The following is a 15,755-nucleotide window of genomic DNA, read 5'->3' as shown; positions in this document are numbered from 1 at the left end:
CCGAAGGAGCAAGCGGCGGCCGCTCGAACGCGAGCCACAAGAGGGCCGCGAATACGCCGCGCCGAAGGCGTGGCAAATAACACAGTTCACCGATCGGTTGCGGGCTGGTACTGTGCCTGACGTGCAGCGCGTGTATTTCTGGTTTAGCAAGCCGGCCCTGGGTGGGCTGGTCTGCGGCAACCGCGTGCGCTGACGAACTTCCACCCCGAGCCGGACGATGGACCGGCTCGACGGGATTCGCATCCGTGGGTCGGCCCCGAGAAAAGGAACCCACGAGATGACAACCGCAGCCGACGTCGACGCACGGCATTCCGATCTGGACGATCAACGCACCCTCAACGTGAGCCCGCTGCGCTCGCCCGCGGAGGTGCGCCGGGTGCACCCGATCACCGATGCCCTCGCCGACACCGTCCGTGCGGGACGCAAAGCCACTGTCGACGTGCTCGACGGCGCCGATGATCGCCTGATGGTGATCGTGGGCCCGTGCTCGGTGCACGATCCCGCCGCAGCGCTGGATTACGCGCGCCGCCTGGCGGCGAAGGCCGCGGAACTCGACGATCGGCTGCACGTGGTGATGCGGGTCTACTTCGAGAAGCCGCGCACCAGCTTGGGCTGGAAGGGCCTGATCAACGACCCGCACCTGGACGGATCGTTCGATGTCAACACCGGATTGGGCTTCGGGCGCAAGCTGCTGGTCGACATCACCGCCCTCGGTCTTCCGGTGGCCTGTGAGTTCCTCGATCCGATCACGCCGCAGTACATCGCGGATCTGGTGTCCTACGGGGCGATCGGCGCGCGCACCGCGGCCAGCCAGGTGCACCGCCAGCTCAGCAGCGCGCTGTCGATGCCGGTGGGCATCAAGAACGGCACCGACGGCGATGTCCAGGTGGCGGTGGACGGCGTGCGCGCCGCGGCGGCCAGCCACGTCTTCCCCGGCACCGATCTGGACGGCCGCGCCGCGCTCATCCGCACCACCGGCAATCCGGACTGCCATGTGATCCTGCGCGGCGGCAGCGCCGGGCCGAACTACGACGCGGCTTCGGTCGCCGAGGCCTGCCTGCGGCTGGAGAAGGCGTCGCTGCCGCAGCGGATCGTGGTGGACGCCAGCCACGGCAACAGCAACAAGGACCACACCAAGCAGGTCGACGTGGTCACCGACATCGCACGGCGGCTGGCCGCGGGCGAGTCGGGTGTCGTCGGCGTCATGCTGGAGAGCTTCTTGGTGGGGGGACGCCAGGATCTCACCCTCGGCCACGCCGACGAACTCACCTACGGCCAGTCGATCACCGACGCCTGCCTGGATTGGGAAACCACCGCCGCGCAGCTGGACCGCCTCGCCGACGCGGTGCGGCAGCGCCGCGAGCGCTGAACCGGGTGCGGCTCGTGCCCGAGCGGACGAAGCGCGAGTTTCGTCCGCCCGTGCACGAGCCGCGCGGCCGCCGAAGTCCGCAGGGCCGCAGCGGGTGCGGGGTTCACCGCAGAGACCATCTTCATTCGATGCCGGGCGTCCGGCCGGAGAGAAATTCGCCGGGCCAATCGTCCGACGGGCCGGGTGGGTCGGTGCGCAGGCGGGCGGCGAGCCAGTGGTCGCGGCGTCGTCCCCGCTGGACGCTGCCGAGCCGGGACATGCCCTCGTAGCGGAACCCGGCGCGCCGGACCACCGCGGCCGAAGCGTAGTTGCCAACGAACGCGCGCCAGCTGATCCGCTCCAGCGCCAGCCCGTCGGCGGCGAACCCGAATGCACACACCATGCGCACGGCCTGGGTCGTCAAGCCGCGCGAGCGCTGCGCCGGGGCGAGCCAGAAACCGATCTCCGCCGCGCTCTCGTCCTGTTCGCCGAGACCGATCATGCCGACCACCTGCCCCTCGGCGTGCAGCCGCACCGCCCAGGTCGGGCTGCGCGCCGCCCACCCCGGAACGACCATCTTCTCGATGAAGGTCATGGCGCTGTCCCGGACGTAGGGCACGGGGATGGTCACCCATTCCGCGATGGCCGGGTCCTGACAGCACTCGGTGATGGCGTCGACGTCGTCGGCTGTCGGAGCCGACAGCCAGATGGTTCCGTTCGACAGCACGCGAGGGTCCATCGAGCCATGCTGTCACGGGAGGAGCCGGTGGATCATCCGGTTTGTCGGGCGCCTGCCACCGGTGCCGAGGGGGAGGCCGGGATACCGGACCGTAGACTTCCCCTCGATGGTTGCCGCGCTGCTTTCCGACCTGTTCGAGTCACATCGGGCGCATCTGCTCTCGGTCGCCTATCGACTGACGGGCAGCGTCGGCGATGCCGAGGACGCGGTGCAGGAGAGCTGGTTGCGCTTGGCGGGCGCGCACCAGTCCGAGATCGATGATCTGCGCGCTTGGCTGACCACGGTGGTGAGCCGGATCTGCCTGGACCGTCTGCGTAGCGCGGCGGCGCGGCGGGAGAGTTACGTGGGCCAGTGGCTGCCGGAACCGGTGGTCACCGGCCGCACGCCGTCGAGCGCTCCCGACCCGTTGGAAGTCGTCGTGCGCAAGCAAGAGTGCCGGTTCGCGGCGCTGATCGTGCTGGACACCTTGACGCCGCCGCAGCGGGTGGCCTTCGTGCTGCACGACGGGTTGTCGGTGCCGTTCGACGAGATCGCCGGCATTCTCGACATCTCCGCCGACGCGGCGCGGCAGCTGGCCGTGCGGGCCCGCAAGGCGGTGGCGCAGACGCCGCGACCGGTCCCCGACGCCGAGCACGAGGCCGCCGTGCAGCGCTTCCTCGTCGCGCTGAGCACGGGTGACGTGGCCGCTGTCACCGCGGCGCTGCACCCGGACGCGGTGATGATCGGCGATGCCAACGGCACCACCGCCACCGCGATCAACGTCCTGCACGGCGCGGATCGCATCGCCCGTTTCTCCTTGGGCCTAGTGCGCAAGTACGGGCTGGAGGACGCAGCACAGGTGTTCACGTTCGTCTCGGTGAACGGGCAAATGGGTCTCGCGGTCGCGCCGCGTCCGGCGGTGGAAGGCCGGGGTGGTTATCCCACGCGGGTCGTCGGCTTCACGGTTCGGGACGGATTGGTCTGGGGCGCTTACGATATGGCGAATCCGGCCAAGCTGACCGGCGTCCGGCTGGGCTGAGCCCAGCCTGGCCCGCGCAGTGCTGCCAGCTGTCTCGAGGCGGTGCCGGGCAACTGGACTAGTCTCCGGTTATGCCCTCGCGACATCCGACCGTTGCCCGTCTGCGACCCTTCGCGTCCACCATCTTCGCCGAGATGACCGAACTGGCCATCCGGCACGACGCGGTCAACCTGGGGCAGGGGTTCCCGGACACCGACGGGCCCGCGAGCATGCTGGAAGTCGCCCGCCGCGCCATCGCCGACGGACTCAATCAGTACCCGCCGGGGCGCGGCATGCCGGTGCTGCGCCGAGCCGTCGCCGACGACCGCGCACGGCGTTACGGGACCGACTACGACCCCGACTCGCAGGTCCTGGTGACGGTGGGCGCGACCGAGGCGATCAGCGCGGCTGTACTCGGCTTGGTCGAGCCGGGCGAAGAAGTGGTGCTGATCGAGCCGTACTACGACTCCTACGCCGCCGCCGTGGCGCTGGCGGGGGCCCGGCGGCGCACGGCGCGTCTGGTGGCCGACGGGGATCGGTTCGTGCTGGACTTGGACAGTCTGCGCGCGGCCATCACCCCGGCGACCCGGATGCTCATCGTCAACTCCCCGCACAATCCCACCGGCACCGTACTCGGGCGGGCGGACTTGCTCGCGATTGCCGAGATCGCTTGCGAGCACGACATTCTGGTGCTCACCGACGAGGTCTACGAGCACTTGGTCTACGACGGCGTCGAGCACATCAGCCTGGCCACGTTGCCGGGCATGGCCGAGCGCACCATCGTGGTATCGAGCGCGGCCAAGACCTTCAGCGTCACCGGATGGAAGACCGGGTGGGCCTGCGGACCCGCCGACCTGATCGACGGGGTGCTCGCGGCCAAACAATTCCTGACCTTCGTGGCGGGCGGGCCGTTCCAGCCCGCCGTGGCGCACGCGATCGATCACGAGCTGGAGTGGGTCGGCAGGCTCCGGGAGGCGCTGTCGCAGAAACGGCTTCGCCTGTCCGCCGCGCTCGCCGACGCCGGTCTGCGGGTGTATCCGAGCGCGGGCGGTTACTTCGTCGTCGCCGACATCACCCCGCTCGGCGCCGCCGACGGCCTGGCCTTCTGCCGTGACCTGCCGAAGCGGCAGGGTGTGGCGGCGGTGCCGGTCATCGCGTTCGCCGACGACACCGCCGCCTGGAGTCATCTGGTGCGGTTCACCTTCTGCAAGCGCGACGAAACGCTGGACGAGGGGGTCCGCCGGTTGCGTCGCGCTTGACACAACCTTGCCGTGAACTGTCAGGTTTTGCTGGCAACGTGGAAGGCATGGCAACCCAGTACTACACGGCAACCTCTCTCGACGGCTATCTCGCCGACACGGACAACTCGCTCACCTGGCTTTTCGAGGTGGAGGGCGCGGACGAGGCGCAGGCGGGCATCGCGGGCTTCCTCGCGCGGGTCGGCGCCATGTGCATGGGCGCGACCACCTACGAATGGGTCGTGGCCAACGAACCACCGGAGAACTGGCGCAAGTACTACGGCGACCTCCCGTGCTGGGTCTTCACCCACCGGGATCTTCCCGCGATACCGGGCGCGAATCTCCGGTTCGTCTCGGGGCCGGTCGAGGCGGTGCACCGAGCGATGGCCGAAGCGGCCGGTGAACGCGACATCTGGATCGTCGGCGGCGGCGACCTGGCCGGACAGTTCGCCGACGCGGGACTGCTCGATCACGTCAAGGTGAGCGTCGCTCCGGTGACGCTGGGTGCGGGCGCCCCACTGCTGCCGCGGCGCATCCTGTCCGACCGGATGCGGCTGACGGCCGTCGAGCAGGCCGGTCAATTCGCGGAACTGCACTACCGGTTGACGTAATCGGCTGAACGGCGCTCGGCTCAGGCCGGTACGGGCCGGGCGCGGTCGGTGGCGAGCAGGGCGGCGATCGCACCCAGCATCGTGCCGGTGATGTATCGCTGGGTGCGCAGCCACAGGGGGCGGGCGGCGAGGAACGTCGCCAAACCGCCCGCCCCGAGGACGATCAGGCCGTTCACGGTGAGCGCCACCGCGATCTGCACCGAGCCGAGGCACAGGCTCTGCAACCACACCTTCCCGCGCTCCGGCGCGACGAACTGCGGGATCAGAGCCATGTACATGATCGCGATCTTCGGATTCAGCAGGTTGGTGACCAGCCCCATCGTGAACAAACGCCGGGTGGGGTCGGGGGAGAGCGCCGCGGGCGTGAAGACCGAGACGCCGCCCGGCCGCAGCGCCTGCCAGGCCAGCCACCCCAGATACGCGGCCCCCGCCAGCTTCACCGCCAGATACAGGCCTGGCACCACCGCGAACACCGCCGTGATGCCCGCCGTCGCCGCCGCCAGATACACCCCGAACCCCGCCGCCACCCCCGTCAACGACACCAACCCGGCTCGCCGCCCCTGCGACACCGTCCGCGACACCAGATACATCATGTTCGGCCCCGGCGTGAGCACCATCCCCAACGCCGCCACCGCAACCCCCACCACCGCCGCCATCTCGATCATGCCCCGATCCTCACCCGCCCCACCGCCCCTTGTCGCGGTCCACTCGCCACCTGCTGGACGTGAGCGAATGGGCCGGTCTACGCCGGTTGGAAATACCCGGCGCTTCCGGGTGATCGTGGTGGCACCGGCTCGAGGCGGGTGTCGGGGCGCAGCACGTCGCCACTGCCATATCGGTGGAAGTACTCCTTGCTCGTGTCCGTGCGGATCGACTGCAGTGGTCTGTCGCCGTCGAAGAAGACGTAGAACACGCGCGCGGGCCCGTCGCTGCCGACGGCGGTGGGGAGGTTCGGCCAGCAGTAATCCTGGAGGCCGCTGGCTTGATTCATGCGCTCCCGGGTGATGCCGGATTTGGCGACCACGACCCGATCCCAGGTAGCCGACCAGCCCGCCGCCCGCGTCAGGTCCGCCACGCTCACCTTCTCGGGCCTGCCGATGGCTTCGGAAACCGCACGGTCCAGAGCGTCTCTCGCGCCCAACGGTTCGTCCGTGGACAACATGTCGAACGACCCGGCGCAGGTGGCGCCGATCCCGTTGTCGTGTCCGCTATGCGATGAAGAACACGCCGTCATGGTCGCGGCGACGATCCCGAGAGTCGTCAACGAAACCGCCCGCAAGACTTTCATCATTTCGCTCCTGGAAGAGGAATATCCGACGAGTGGGGTGAGACCGTGTCGCCGATCGGAACACGATTACTCCACTCGATCTGCTGCCGGTTGTCGATCACGATCGCCTGTCCGGCATCGATTCGCTGGCGGACCAGGCGTTGCAGTTCCTCGGGTGAAGCGTCGGGATGATCGACCGCGATTTTGCGGCCTTGCTCGTTGTTGTAGAGATCCATGGCCTCACGCGCTGGGGTGTTCGCACCCGTTCCCTCGTGGGCGGTGGCGAACGATGCGGTCCACTCTTCCCCGTACTTCTGGGTCATCAAGGCGTTCCAGTACATGTGCCGATAGGCATCGCCATGATCGTCTGCCCAGGCTGAAGGAATATCGGGGTATGCGGCTTTCGCCGCGTTTTCGGCCTGTGACTTGAGTTCGAAGAATTCGGCGACATCCGCCACGCCGGTGGGTTTCATGAGAAGCGTCGAGACGAGTGCCGCCTCCTCCGGTGTCATGAGTGTCGGCTGGAAGTCGGGGTAGAGCAGGCGGATTTCGGTCAGCAGCAGGCCGGAGGGCCACAGACTGGCGCCCGACTTCGACGGTGCGGTCTGGTATTTGTTCAGAATCTTGGCCAGTTCGGGATCTTCTGGCATCGCGGTGGTGCCGCGTTTGACTTCGTCCGACAGCTCTTCCAGCCAGCGTCGAACCTGATCGGCGCCTTCCTTGTCCACCTGCTGAACAGCTGTGAGCGCAGCCCTGATCTGGGCGGTGAGATACGCCTCGTAACCCTCTTTCTCGACCAGACCAGAGGGGCCGAATTTCAAGAGGACTTCCCCGTTCGACATCCGGGAGTCGACTCCGCCGTCGTCTCTGACGAACAGATCGAATTCCGACTCTTCCGCCTCGGCCTTTTTCTCGCGGATGACATCGACGTAGTCGACGATCGAAGCGATGTGCTTGTAGATTTCCTGTTGGATTCCGACCAGCACTTCTTTTGTGCGGCGGGCATGCTCGCGATCCTGATGTCCCCGGTCGCGCGCCGACTCACCTGACTTTCCTCGATAGTACGTATATGACATGTCTATCGACACTGCGGCTTTGTGGGTATGGTCGTCGAGCTGGGAGGCTTTCTCTTTGAACTTGTCCGCGATCGCGATAGCGGCACGTGGATCCCAGGACAGGACCAAAGGAACAGTGAGCGCGTCGACATAGTTTCCTCCGCTCACTTCTGTCCTGCCTGCTTCAGCCGGGACGCGAATTCGGCGTCCTGCGCGAGGAATGCCTCGACCGCGGCGTCCGCGCTGTCGGCGAAACCGCGCAGTTGACGCGTGTGGTAGTCGATCACCTTCTCCAACGCTCCACTCAAAGAGTCGATCGTCGCCGCGATGTCCGACTTCGGGAGCGTCGGCTCCGCGCGCACCCCTTGGGTCAGGGGTGTCAACTGCGCGGTCGCGTCGGCATGGCCACGAACTACACGAGCGAGTTCGCGCGTTTGTTCCGGATCTAGGTCGAAATCGCCCATGGCGCCCCCTCTTTCGGTCTGGCCTCAGCAGCCAGGAGCATACCCGCCGACGCTGCGCCGGTGCCGCCGCAACAGCGATCGAAAGGGCCGAAGATGCAGGCCGAGGCGCATGCCAGGCGGCGAGTCGGCGGGACTTGCCCGGCCGGACCGATGACAATGCTGCGCATGGCGGCCACGGTCAGCGGGTTGGGAAATCGGCGGGCGGAGCTGATCGACGGAGTGTCGCCGGGGGCGGCATTTCGGGGGGACATCGAAGGAATGCGGGCGGTCGCGGTACTGGCCGTGGTGCTTTTTCATGCCGGTGTGCCGGGGATCGGTGGGGGATTTGCCGGTGTGGACGTATTTTTCGTGATTTCCGGTTTTCTCATCACGGGAATGCTGTATCGGGAAGCGGCGGTCGACGGCACTGTCGGGCTCGTCCGGTTCTACGGCGCGCGGGCGCGCAGGTTGCTGCCTGCCGCGGGGGTCGTGCTGGTGGCAACGGCGATCGGGGCGGCCGTGCTGCTGCCGCCGCTGCAGGCGCGCCAAGCGCTCGGCGACGGGATCGCCAGCGCGCTGTACGCCGGGAACTATCGGTTCGCCATGCAGGGCACCGACTACCTCGCCGCGGACGCGCCGCCTTCACCGTTTCAGCACTTCTGGTCGCTCGGCGTGGAGGAGCAGTTCTATCTGATCTGGCCCGCGCTGGTGATCGCGACGTCTTGGCTCGTGCGACGGCGCCGCGGCGGTTCGGCCACCGCGCTGCCGTACCTGATCGTTCTCGTCGTCGTCGCCGCGCTCTCTTTCGCGGTCGCGCTGACCTGGACCCGCACCATGCCACCGTGGGCGTTCTTCGCGCTGCCCGCGCGGGCCTGGGAGCTGGCCGCGGGCGGCATGGTGGCGCTGTCGGTCGTGCTCTGGTCCCGGTTGCCGAAGTCGGCGGCCACCTGCGTGGGGTGGATGGGAGCCGGTCTGATCGTCGTGGCCTGCGTTCGGCTCGACGAGAAGACCCCGTATCCGGGCATCGCGGCGCTGCTGCCCGTGCTCGGCGCGGTCCTGGTCATCGGAAGCGGCTGTGTCGCATCGCGATTCGGCGTCGGCCGGGTGCTGGCGGTATCCGAGATGCAGGCCGTCGGCAGGCTGTCCTACTCCTGGTATCTCTGGCACTGGCCGGTGCTGATGCTGGCCCCGCACGCGCTCGGCCGCCCGCTCGGGCTGGTCGGCGCACTGGGCGCGGTCGTCATGGCGGGTGGGCTCGCCGTGCTCACTCAGCGGTTGATCGAGAATCCGGTTCGCTTCGCGACCCGCCTGCGCGGTTCGGGCCGGCTCAGCCTCGCCTGCGGTGGTGTGAGCACCGCGCTGGCCATCGGTGTGGCGGCCGCGCTACTCGTGCTCGTCCCGCCTCCGGTCGGGCACGGCACGGCGGCGCGAGGTCTCACGCTGACGACACCGGCCGCACCGGCCGCTCCCACCGCCGACCCCTACGACGCCGCGATCGAGCAGCTGACCGCACAGACCCAAGCGGCGGTCGCCGCCTCGGCGGAGGTCCGCGACGTCCCGTCGAATCTCACGCCCGCGCTGTCGAACGCGCGCGGCGACCGAGCGGAGGTGTTCGACAACGGTTGCTTCCGTTCCTGGACCGACGTGGGCCAGGGGGAGTGCGCCTCCGGTGATCCCGCCTCGGCCACCACGGTCGCCTTGGTGGGTGACTCCCACGCGGCGATGTGGCAACCGGCGTTCGAGGACATCGCCGTCGCGCGGCATTGGCGGCTGGAGACCATGGCGAAGGTCACCTGCCCGCTGCTCGATCTGCCCATCACCAGTCCGTACCTGGGGCGGACGTACACCGAGTGCGAGCAGTGGCGCGAGCAGATCATGGCCAGGCTGCGGCACGAGCGGCCCCGGCTGGTCGTGGTCGGCATGTCCCGCCGCTATGGCGGCGACTTCGGCTTCGCGACCTACGACCCGGCGTGGATCGACAGCGTGCGCCGCCTGGCCGCCCAGCTGCGCGAGCTGGGCTCGGCGGTCCTGGTGCTCGGCGGCGTCCCCGATCCGCACGCCACCGTGCCCGCGTGTGTGGCCGAACACATCGATGACGCCTCCGCGTGCGCGCCCGCCCGTGCGGTCGCGGTCGACGACGCTGGCATTGCCGCCGAACGCGCGGCGGCCACCGCGGGCGGCGGGCAGTACGCCGACCTGACCTCGCTGTTCTGCACCGCCGCCCGCTGTCCGGTCATCGTCGGGAACACCCTCGTCTACCGCGACGACAACCACATCACCAGCGGCTACGCCACCGCGCTCGCGCCGGTGGTCGGCGCGCTCGCCGAACGCGCGCTCGCGCACGGCTGAGCCGTCCCGCACGGTCGGCGGGAAGACATCGACCCCTTCCGGCGTTACATGCGGTCGCTGCCGCAACCGCGTTTCGCGGGAAGGGCCGGTAACCTGCGGGGTTGTCGGTGGGGTCGGGGAGAATGGCGGGGAATCAACTGAGGAGGGACTGTGAACGACGGTCCGCTGATCGTGCAGAGCGATAAAACGCTGCTGCTGGAGGTCGACCACGAGTTGGCCGATGCCGCGCGCCAGGCGATCGCGCCGTTCGCCGAACTGGAGCGGGCGCCCGAGCACGTGCACACCTATCGAGTGACGCCGCTGGCGCTGTGGAATGCGCGCGCCGCTGGTCACGATGCCGAGCAGGTGGTGGACGCGCTGGTCAGCTTCTCCCGCTACGCGGTGCCGCAGCCGCTGCTCGTCGATGTCGTCGACACCATGGCCCGCTACGGCAGGCTGCAGCTGGTGAAGCATCCGGCGCACGGGTTGACGCTGGTCAGCCTGGATCGCGCGGTGCTGGAGGAGGTGCTGCGGCACAAGAAGATCGCGCCCATGCTCGGCGCGCGCATCGATGACGACACGGTGGTGGTGCATCCGTCCGAGCGTGGCCGGATCAAGCAGATGCTGCTGAAGATCGGCTGGCCCGCCGAGGACCTCGCGGGTTACGTCGACGGCGAGGCGCACCCGATCGAACTGGACTACGCGACCGACGGCTGGCATCTGCGCGACTACCAGCAGATGGCCGCCGACTCGTTCTGGGCGGGCGGTTCCGGGGTGGTGGTGCTGCCCTGCGGCGCGGGCAAGACGATGGTCGGCGCGGCGGCGATGGCCAAGGCGAAGGCCACCACGCTGATCCTGGTCACCAACACGGTGGCGGGCAGGCAGTGGCGGCGCGAACTGCTCGCGCGCACCTCGCTCACCGAGGAGGAGATCGGCGAGTACTCCGGCGAGCGCAAGGAGATCCGCCCGGTCACCATCGCCACCTACCAGGTGATCACCCGGCGCACCAAAGGCGAGTACAAGCACCTGGAACTGTTCGACAGCCGGGACTGGGGGCTGGTCATCTACGACGAGGTGCATCTGCTGCCCGCCCCGGTCTTCCGGATGACCGCCGATCTCCAGTCCCGCCGCAGGCTGGGGCTGACCGCCACGCTGGTGCGCGAGGACGGCCGCGAGGGCGACGTGTTCTCGCTGATCGGCCCGAAGCGCTACGACGCGCCGTGGAAGGACATCGAGGCCCAGGGGTGGATCGCTCCCGCCGACTGCATCGAGGTCAGGGTCACGCTGACCGACGCGGAGCGGATGGCCTACGCGACCGCGGAGCCGGAGGAGCGGTACAAGCTGTGCTCCACCGCGCGCACCAAGATCGCCGTGGTCGAGTCGATCCTGGCCCAGCACAAGGAGGCGCCGAGCCTCGTCATCGGCGCGTACCTGGAGCAGCTGGACGAACTCGGCGCGGCGCTGGACGCACCCGTGATCCAGGGGTCGACGAAGACCAAGGAGCGGGAGGAGCTGTTCGACGCGTTCCGGCGCGGCGAGATTCCGGTGCTCGTGGTGAGCAAGGTGGCGAACTTCTCCATCGATTTGCCGGAAGCGTCCGTCGCCGTCCAGGTTTCGGGTACCTTCGGCTCCCGGCAGGAGGAGGCGCAGCGTCTCGGGCGGCTTCTGCGTCCGAAACACGACGGCGGGCAGGCGCACTTCTACTCGGTCGTCGCGCGCGACACGCTGGACGCCGAATACGCCGCGCACCGGCAGCGTTTTCTCGCCGAACAGGGGTATGCCTACCGCATCACGGATGCCGACGACTTGCTCGGCCCCGCCATCGGATAAGCGGAGGCAGATCCTCCACAAACTGTGCTAGGAATGAGGGCGTGCGACGCTTCGAATTCGCGGTGGACCGCGATCACGCCCACGCGGTGAACGAAGTCTTCGCCGACCTCCGCCGCCTGCGCCTGCTGGCGATCGCCGCCGCGGTGGTCGCTGCGTCCGGCACCGCGCTGCTGATCTGGCTCAACCATCCGTGGGCCTACCTGCTCGCGGTCGCCTTCGCGCTCGGCGCGGTGACGGCGCTGTGGGTGGCTCTGTGGACGCCGTGGCATTCCAGCATCGACAAGCTCTACGCGGACGGTGAGCTGGTGCCCGCGGTGGTCTCGGAGGCTCGCCCGTCGGGTGTCGTGCTGCTCGCCTTGGTCGACGTGTCCGCGCCGGACATGCGCGATCCGCGCTACGCCTTGGTGACGAGAAAGGTTCGTGACCTCCCCGGCCACGAGGCCAGGCTCGGGGAGCGGGTGCCTTCGGTCGCCGTGCGCACCGACCGCGCGCCGCGCCAGGTGGGTCAGCGCTGGCAATCGGTGAGCGCCATGCCGATCGCTTGGGGCACCACCGACGACGCGGTCATCGCCCGCGCCCGCGCCGCGATCAGCGAGGCCGAATGGCGGCTGCTCACCGACAATCTCGCGCTCGCCGAGAAGGTGCGGCGCACCACCACGAAACGTCTGCTGCTCGATCCGCACCAGCTGCCGGGTGAACTCGGTTCCTGAATCCGGCTGCGTACGCGGGGTTTATCGGTTGCGTCGTCGCCTAGACTCGAAGGATGGTTCCAGCGTCCAACCTGCTGGCATTCGTCGCCGCCGCGGTCGTCATCATCGTCGTGCCCGGGCCAGGCGTGCTGTTCACCGTCGGTCGCGCGCTCACGCTCGGCCGGCGCGCGGCCCTGCTCTCGGTGCTCGGGCACGCCATGGGCGTCTACGTCGCCTTGGTGCTGGTCGCGATCGGTCTCGGCGCTCTGCTCACCGCATCGGCGCTGGCGCTCACGGTGGTGAAGTTCGCGGGCGCGTTGTATCTGATGTATCTCGGGATCCAAGCGATCCGTCAGCGTTCGGCATTGCGCGAGGCGCTCGGCGCCGCGGTCGAACCGGCGCCCGGCACGCGCGTGCTGCGCCAGAGCGCCGTCGTCGGGCTCACCAATCCCAAGGCGATCGTCTTCTTCTCCGCGGTGCTGCCGCACTTCGCCGATCCGGCCTCCGGGTCGCTGTCGTGGCAGTTCCTGCTGCTCGGCACGATCTTCCTGGCCATCGCGCTGGTCTCCGACAGCGCGTGGGCGTTGCTGGCCGCCTCGGCGCGATCCTGGTTCGCCAAGTCGCCGCGCAGGCTGGAGGCGGTCGGCGGCGCGGGCGGGGTGATGATCTTCGGCGTCGGCGCGTCGGTGGCGCTGACCGGAAGCGCCGACTGAAGCCGCTACCATCCAGCGAAGCCGGTGCGCCGGTACCGGTGACAGGCGGGGTGGAGAGGGGTGGTTGTTCGTATGTGGTTGTCCGGCCGGGTGTGCGCCGCGGTCGCGTGTGTACTCACCGCGGTGTCCTGGGTGCCCGCGCACGCGGATCCGCCCCCGGACCCGCTGGTCGGCGCGCCGGGCCTGGGCGATCCCTACTATCCGCTCGACGGCAACGGCGGCTACGACGTCCAGCACTACGACGTCGGCATCGAGTACGACCCGCCCAGCCGGAGACTGGCCGGAACCACCACCGTCACCGCGCACGCCACCCAGGCCCTGCGCGCGTTCAACCTCGATTTCGCGGGGCCGGAAGTGCGCGAGGTGTCGGTGAACGGGCTGCCCGCCGGTTTCGACCGCAACGGCGAGCACGAGCTGACCGTGACGCCGTCGCTGCCGCTGCTGCCCGGCCTGCCGTTCACCGTCACCGTCGACTACGCGGGCACCGCACTGGACACCGAGGGCGAAGGGTGGACCTTCGCGCCCAGCGGCGGCGCGTTCGTCGCCGGTGAGCCGCACTCGGCGACGACGTGGTACCCGCTCAACGACACCCCGCTGGACAAGGCCACCTTCGGTCTGACCGCCACCGTTCCCGCGGAGTGGGAGGTGGTCTCCAACGGCGTGCGTCTCGAGGACGTGGTGCGCGGCGACAAGCGGACGGTCCGCTGGGCCAACGCCAGGCCGGTGGTCGGCTACCTGACCACGGTGGCGATCGACAAATTCGAATACCTCGAACAGCGCAGGGCCAACGGCGTTCCGCTGCTCAGCGCGTTCGCCCCGAATGTGGAGCAGCGCCAGCGCGAGCTGGAGCGGCGCGTGCCGGAGATTCTCGACTTCGCCGAAAACCTCTACGGCCCTTACCCGTTCGAGGCGGCGGGTGGCATCCACCTGGACGCGGGCATCACGTTCTCGCTGGAGACCCAGACGCGCCCGCTCTACGCTCCGTCGATCGATCTGCCGGTCGTCGTGCACGAACTCGCGCACCAGTGGTGGGGCGACTGGGTGTCGATCCGCCAGTGGTCGGACATCTGCCTGAACGAGTGCTTCGCCAGCTATACCGCCGACTACCTGTGGCCGGAGCGGATGGAGGGCAAGAACGTCGACGACCAGTACCGCGAGACCATCCGCAAGTACCGCGACAGCGAGAAGTACTGGAACATCCCGCTGGAGAATCCCGGCGTGGGCAAGGAGTTCACCTCCGTCTACTACCGCGGCCCGCTGTTCCTGCATGCCTTGCGCAGGCAGATCGGCGACGAGGTGTTCTTCGCCGCCGTTCGGGACTTCCTCGCCGCGCACGCCTACGGCAACGCCTCGATGCCGGAGTTCCGCGCGTTCGTGCAGTCCAGATCGCCCATGGACCTGACCGGCTTCTTCCACGCGTGGCTGAACACCACCGCGCCGCCGCCGGAGGAGTACCTGTTCCCCGGCGCTCTGCGCAGCTGATCCGTCAGTCGCTCCCGGCGCGCTGCCGTGCCTTCGTCAGGCTGCGCTCGGCTCGCTCCACCTGGCGGCGCGCGGCCTGGAGTTCGTCTTTGGCCGATCGCTCGGCCGACTTGCGGAACTGCCGCTGCTGTTCGGCGTGGGCGAGTTCGTCGCGCAGCGCTGCGACGCGTTCCTCGGCCGCGGACAGTTCCTCGGTCGCTTCCGCGAGTGCGGCCTGTGCCGAATCCGCTTCGGCGCGAGCGGTTTCGAGCGCGGCCTCGGCGTCGGCCAGCTCGCGGCGCGCGCTGTCGTCCCGCTGCTTTCGCGCGGCCGCTCCTCCGCGCGGCGCGGCCGGTTCCGGCGCCGCGAGCAACTCCGGTCCGCTCGGTCCGAAGCCTTCGTAGCTGGTGGCCGTGGCGAGCGTTCCGGCTCGCAGCCGATCGGCGACCTCCGGGTCGGCGAGTGCCGCCGTCAAGGTCTGGCCGATCTCCCGCACGACGTTCTCACCGACCGGGTGCCCGTGTTCGGCGGCGAGCGTGCCCGCTTTCTCAGCGAGCGCGTTGACAAGTTGCTGGCGCTGCGCGGTGAGGTCGCGCAGCTGTTCGGCGGAGAGTTTCCGCTGCGCCGCGGCCAGCGCCGCGGCGAGCCGGAGCAAGGCGGCCACGTCGTCGGGCGCCGCCCTGGACAGCAGGTTCACCGCCCACGCGGCGAGGGTGGGTTTGCGCAGCTTGCCGATGGCGGCCGCCAGCCGCTTGTCGCCCGCCTGCTTCGCGGCCGCCGCCCGATCGGCGCGGGCCGCGACGAACTCCGCGGGCGCCAGCCCGTACAAGTCGCGCGCGACGTCATCGACCGCCATACTGCCCAAGCGTAACGACCCGGTCTCGGGCGACGACACACTCCGCATACCGGACAAGAGTCCAGTTGCATGGAATACGCGAAAGGCGTTGCTAGTGAATTACTCTGCGTTCTTCTTGCTCGGCCGTCTGCTTCCCAGCATTCTCGGTTACGCGCTCATGGGGATGTACGGCACGCACAG

Annotated in this window: 16 protein-coding genes; 10 read left to right on the top strand and 6 right to left on the bottom strand. The window is 68.9% G+C overall.

Annotated elements, in window-relative coordinates; genetic code table 11:
• Together NB3_RS35865 and NB3_RS02925 are read left to right on the top strand one after the other, a co-directional pair.
• A partial coding sequence (locus NB3_RS35865; protein ID WP_218020518.1) for a hypothetical protein occupies positions 1-193 on the top strand: 193 nt, incomplete at its 5' end.
• A gap of 84 nt (positions 194-277) precedes the next feature.
• Entirely contained in the window at positions 278-1,369 is a 1,092-nt protein-coding gene (locus NB3_RS02925) for a 3-deoxy-7-phosphoheptulonate synthase (RefSeq protein WP_067796058.1), read from the top strand.
• Positions 1,370-1,490: 121 nt separating this feature from the next.
• On the opposite strand, the gene NB3_RS02920 is transcribed toward NB3_RS02925, so the two are convergent.
• The gene (locus tag NB3_RS02920; RefSeq protein ID WP_067796056.1) at positions 1,491-2,087 is read right to left on the bottom strand and encodes a GNAT family N-acetyltransferase; all 597 of its coding nucleotides are present in this window, start codon (positions 2,085-2,087) and stop codon (positions 1,491-1,493) included.
• 106 nt (positions 2,088-2,193) lie between these two features.
• On the opposite strand from NB3_RS02920, the gene NB3_RS02915 reads away from it, so the two are divergent.
• The 3 genes from NB3_RS02915 to NB3_RS02905 all read left to right on the top strand — a co-directional run bounded on the left by NB3_RS02915 (position 2,194) and on the right by NB3_RS02905 (position 4,933).
• Entirely contained in the window at positions 2,194-3,105 is a 912-nt protein-coding gene (locus NB3_RS02915; RefSeq protein WP_067796053.1) for a sigma-70 family RNA polymerase sigma factor, read from the top strand.
• 71 nt (positions 3,106-3,176) lie between these two features.
• Positions 3,177-4,343 (top strand): pyridoxal phosphate-dependent aminotransferase, encoded by a 1,167-nt coding sequence (locus NB3_RS02910; RefSeq protein WP_067796049.1) that lies wholly within the window; start codon positions 3,177-3,179, stop codon positions 4,341-4,343.
• A 47-nt stretch (positions 4,344-4,390) separates the two neighbouring features.
• A complete protein-coding gene (locus tag NB3_RS02905) occupies positions 4,391-4,933 on the top strand; it encodes a dihydrofolate reductase family protein (RefSeq protein WP_067796047.1) in 543 nt (180 codons plus the stop codon).
• Between the two features lie 20 nt (positions 4,934-4,953).
• Here the strand turns inward: NB3_RS02905 and NB3_RS02900 are convergent, their stop codons facing one another.
• From NB3_RS02900 to NB3_RS02885, 4 genes are all read right to left on the bottom strand, one after another.
• Positions 4,954-5,598 carry a LysE family translocator gene (locus NB3_RS02900; protein ID WP_067796043.1) on the bottom strand — a complete coding sequence of 215 codons (645 nt, stop codon included), beginning with the start codon at positions 5,596-5,598 and terminating at the stop codon, positions 4,954-4,956.
• A 77-nt stretch (positions 5,599-5,675) separates the two neighbouring features.
• On the bottom strand, positions 5,676-6,221 hold the full coding sequence (locus tag NB3_RS02895) for a hypothetical protein (RefSeq protein WP_067796039.1): 546 nt from the start codon (positions 6,219-6,221) through the stop codon (positions 5,676-5,678).
• Positions 6,221-7,423 (bottom strand): DUF6973 domain-containing protein, encoded by a 1,203-nt coding sequence (locus NB3_RS02890; protein WP_157111460.1) that lies wholly within the window; start codon positions 7,421-7,423, stop codon positions 6,221-6,223. Before NB3_RS02890 ends, NB3_RS02895 begins: the two co-directional genes overlap by 1 nt.
• On the bottom strand, positions 7,420-7,719 hold the full coding sequence (locus NB3_RS02885; RefSeq protein WP_067796033.1) for a hypothetical protein: 300 nt from the start codon (positions 7,717-7,719) through the stop codon (positions 7,420-7,422). Before NB3_RS02885 ends, NB3_RS02890 begins: the two co-directional genes overlap by 4 nt.
• Before the next feature lie 165 nt (positions 7,720-7,884).
• Between NB3_RS02885 and NB3_RS02880 the strand changes: the two genes are divergently transcribed.
• From NB3_RS02880 to NB3_RS02860, 5 genes are all read left to right on the top strand, one after another.
• Positions 7,885-10,047: an acyltransferase family protein gene (locus tag NB3_RS02880; protein WP_280516560.1), complete on the top strand. Its 2,163-nt coding sequence runs from the start codon at positions 7,885-7,887 to the stop codon at positions 10,045-10,047.
• A 150-nt stretch (positions 10,048-10,197) separates the two neighbouring features.
• Positions 10,198-11,856 carry a DNA repair helicase XPB gene (locus NB3_RS02875; RefSeq protein ID WP_067796027.1) on the top strand — a complete coding sequence of 553 codons (1,659 nt, stop codon included), beginning with the start codon at positions 10,198-10,200 and terminating at the stop codon, positions 11,854-11,856.
• A 41-nt stretch (positions 11,857-11,897) separates the two neighbouring features.
• Positions 11,898-12,566, top strand: a complete 669-nt coding sequence (locus NB3_RS02870; protein ID WP_084485681.1) for a DUF3239 domain-containing protein — start codon at positions 11,898-11,900, stop codon at positions 12,564-12,566.
• 53 nt (positions 12,567-12,619) lie between these two features.
• Positions 12,620-13,258, top strand: coding sequence for a LysE family translocator (locus NB3_RS02865; protein ID WP_067796026.1), 639 nt, complete (start codon positions 12,620-12,622; stop codon positions 13,256-13,258).
• A gap of 60 nt (positions 13,259-13,318) precedes the next feature.
• Entirely contained in the window at positions 13,319-14,740 is a 1,422-nt protein-coding gene (locus NB3_RS02860) for a M1 family metallopeptidase (RefSeq protein WP_244891745.1), read from the top strand.
• A gap of 4 nt (positions 14,741-14,744) precedes the next feature.
• On the opposite strand, the gene NB3_RS02855 is transcribed toward NB3_RS02860, so the two are convergent.
• Positions 14,745-15,575 carry a hypothetical protein gene (locus tag NB3_RS02855; protein WP_067796020.1) on the bottom strand — a complete coding sequence of 277 codons (831 nt, stop codon included), beginning with the start codon at positions 15,573-15,575 and terminating at the stop codon, positions 14,745-14,747.
• Between the last annotated feature and the right edge of the window lie 180 nt (positions 15,576-15,755).

It is taken from the genome of Nocardia beijingensis NBRC 16342, from assembly GCF_001612785.1.
Lineage (GTDB): Bacteria > Actinomycetota > Actinomycetes > Mycobacteriales > Mycobacteriaceae > Nocardia > Nocardia beijingensis.
Note: the sequence above shows the minus strand (reverse complement) of the source record. Positions and strands in the feature narration are given on the sequence as shown.

Bases quoted from the DNA above. Each gene is read 5' to 3' on its own strand.
- NB3_RS02925 (WP_067796058.1), top strand. From the start codon at position 278: ATGACAACCGCAGCCGACGTCGACGCACGGCATTCCGATCTGGACGAT.
- NB3_RS02900 (WP_067796043.1), bottom strand. From the start codon at position 5,598: ATGATCGAGATGGCGGCGGTGGTGGGGGTTGCGGTGGCGGCGTTGGGG.
- NB3_RS02885 (WP_067796033.1), bottom strand. From the start codon at position 7,719: ATGGGCGATTTCGACCTAGATCCGGAACAAACGCGCGAACTCGCTCGT.
- NB3_RS02915 (WP_067796053.1), top strand. From the start codon at position 2,194: ATGGTTGCCGCGCTGCTTTCCGACCTGTTCGAGTCACATCGGGCGCAT.
- NB3_RS02910 (WP_067796049.1), top strand. From the start codon at position 3,177: ATGCCCTCGCGACATCCGACCGTTGCCCGTCTGCGACCCTTCGCGTCC.
- NB3_RS02905 (WP_067796047.1), top strand. From the start codon at position 4,391: ATGGCAACCCAGTACTACACGGCAACCTCTCTCGACGGCTATCTCGCC.
- NB3_RS02855 (WP_067796020.1), bottom strand. From the start codon at position 15,575: ATGGCGGTCGATGACGTCGCGCGCGACTTGTACGGGCTGGCGCCCGCG.
- NB3_RS02895 (WP_067796039.1), bottom strand. From the start codon at position 6,221: ATGAAAGTCTTGCGGGCGGTTTCGTTGACGACTCTCGGGATCGTCGCC.
- NB3_RS02880 (WP_280516560.1), top strand. From the start codon at position 7,885: ATGGCGGCCACGGTCAGCGGGTTGGGAAATCGGCGGGCGGAGCTGATC.
- NB3_RS02920 (WP_067796056.1), bottom strand. From the start codon at position 2,087: ATGGACCCTCGCGTGCTGTCGAACGGAACCATCTGGCTGTCGGCTCCG.
- NB3_RS02865 (WP_067796026.1), top strand. From the start codon at position 12,620: ATGGTTCCAGCGTCCAACCTGCTGGCATTCGTCGCCGCCGCGGTCGTC.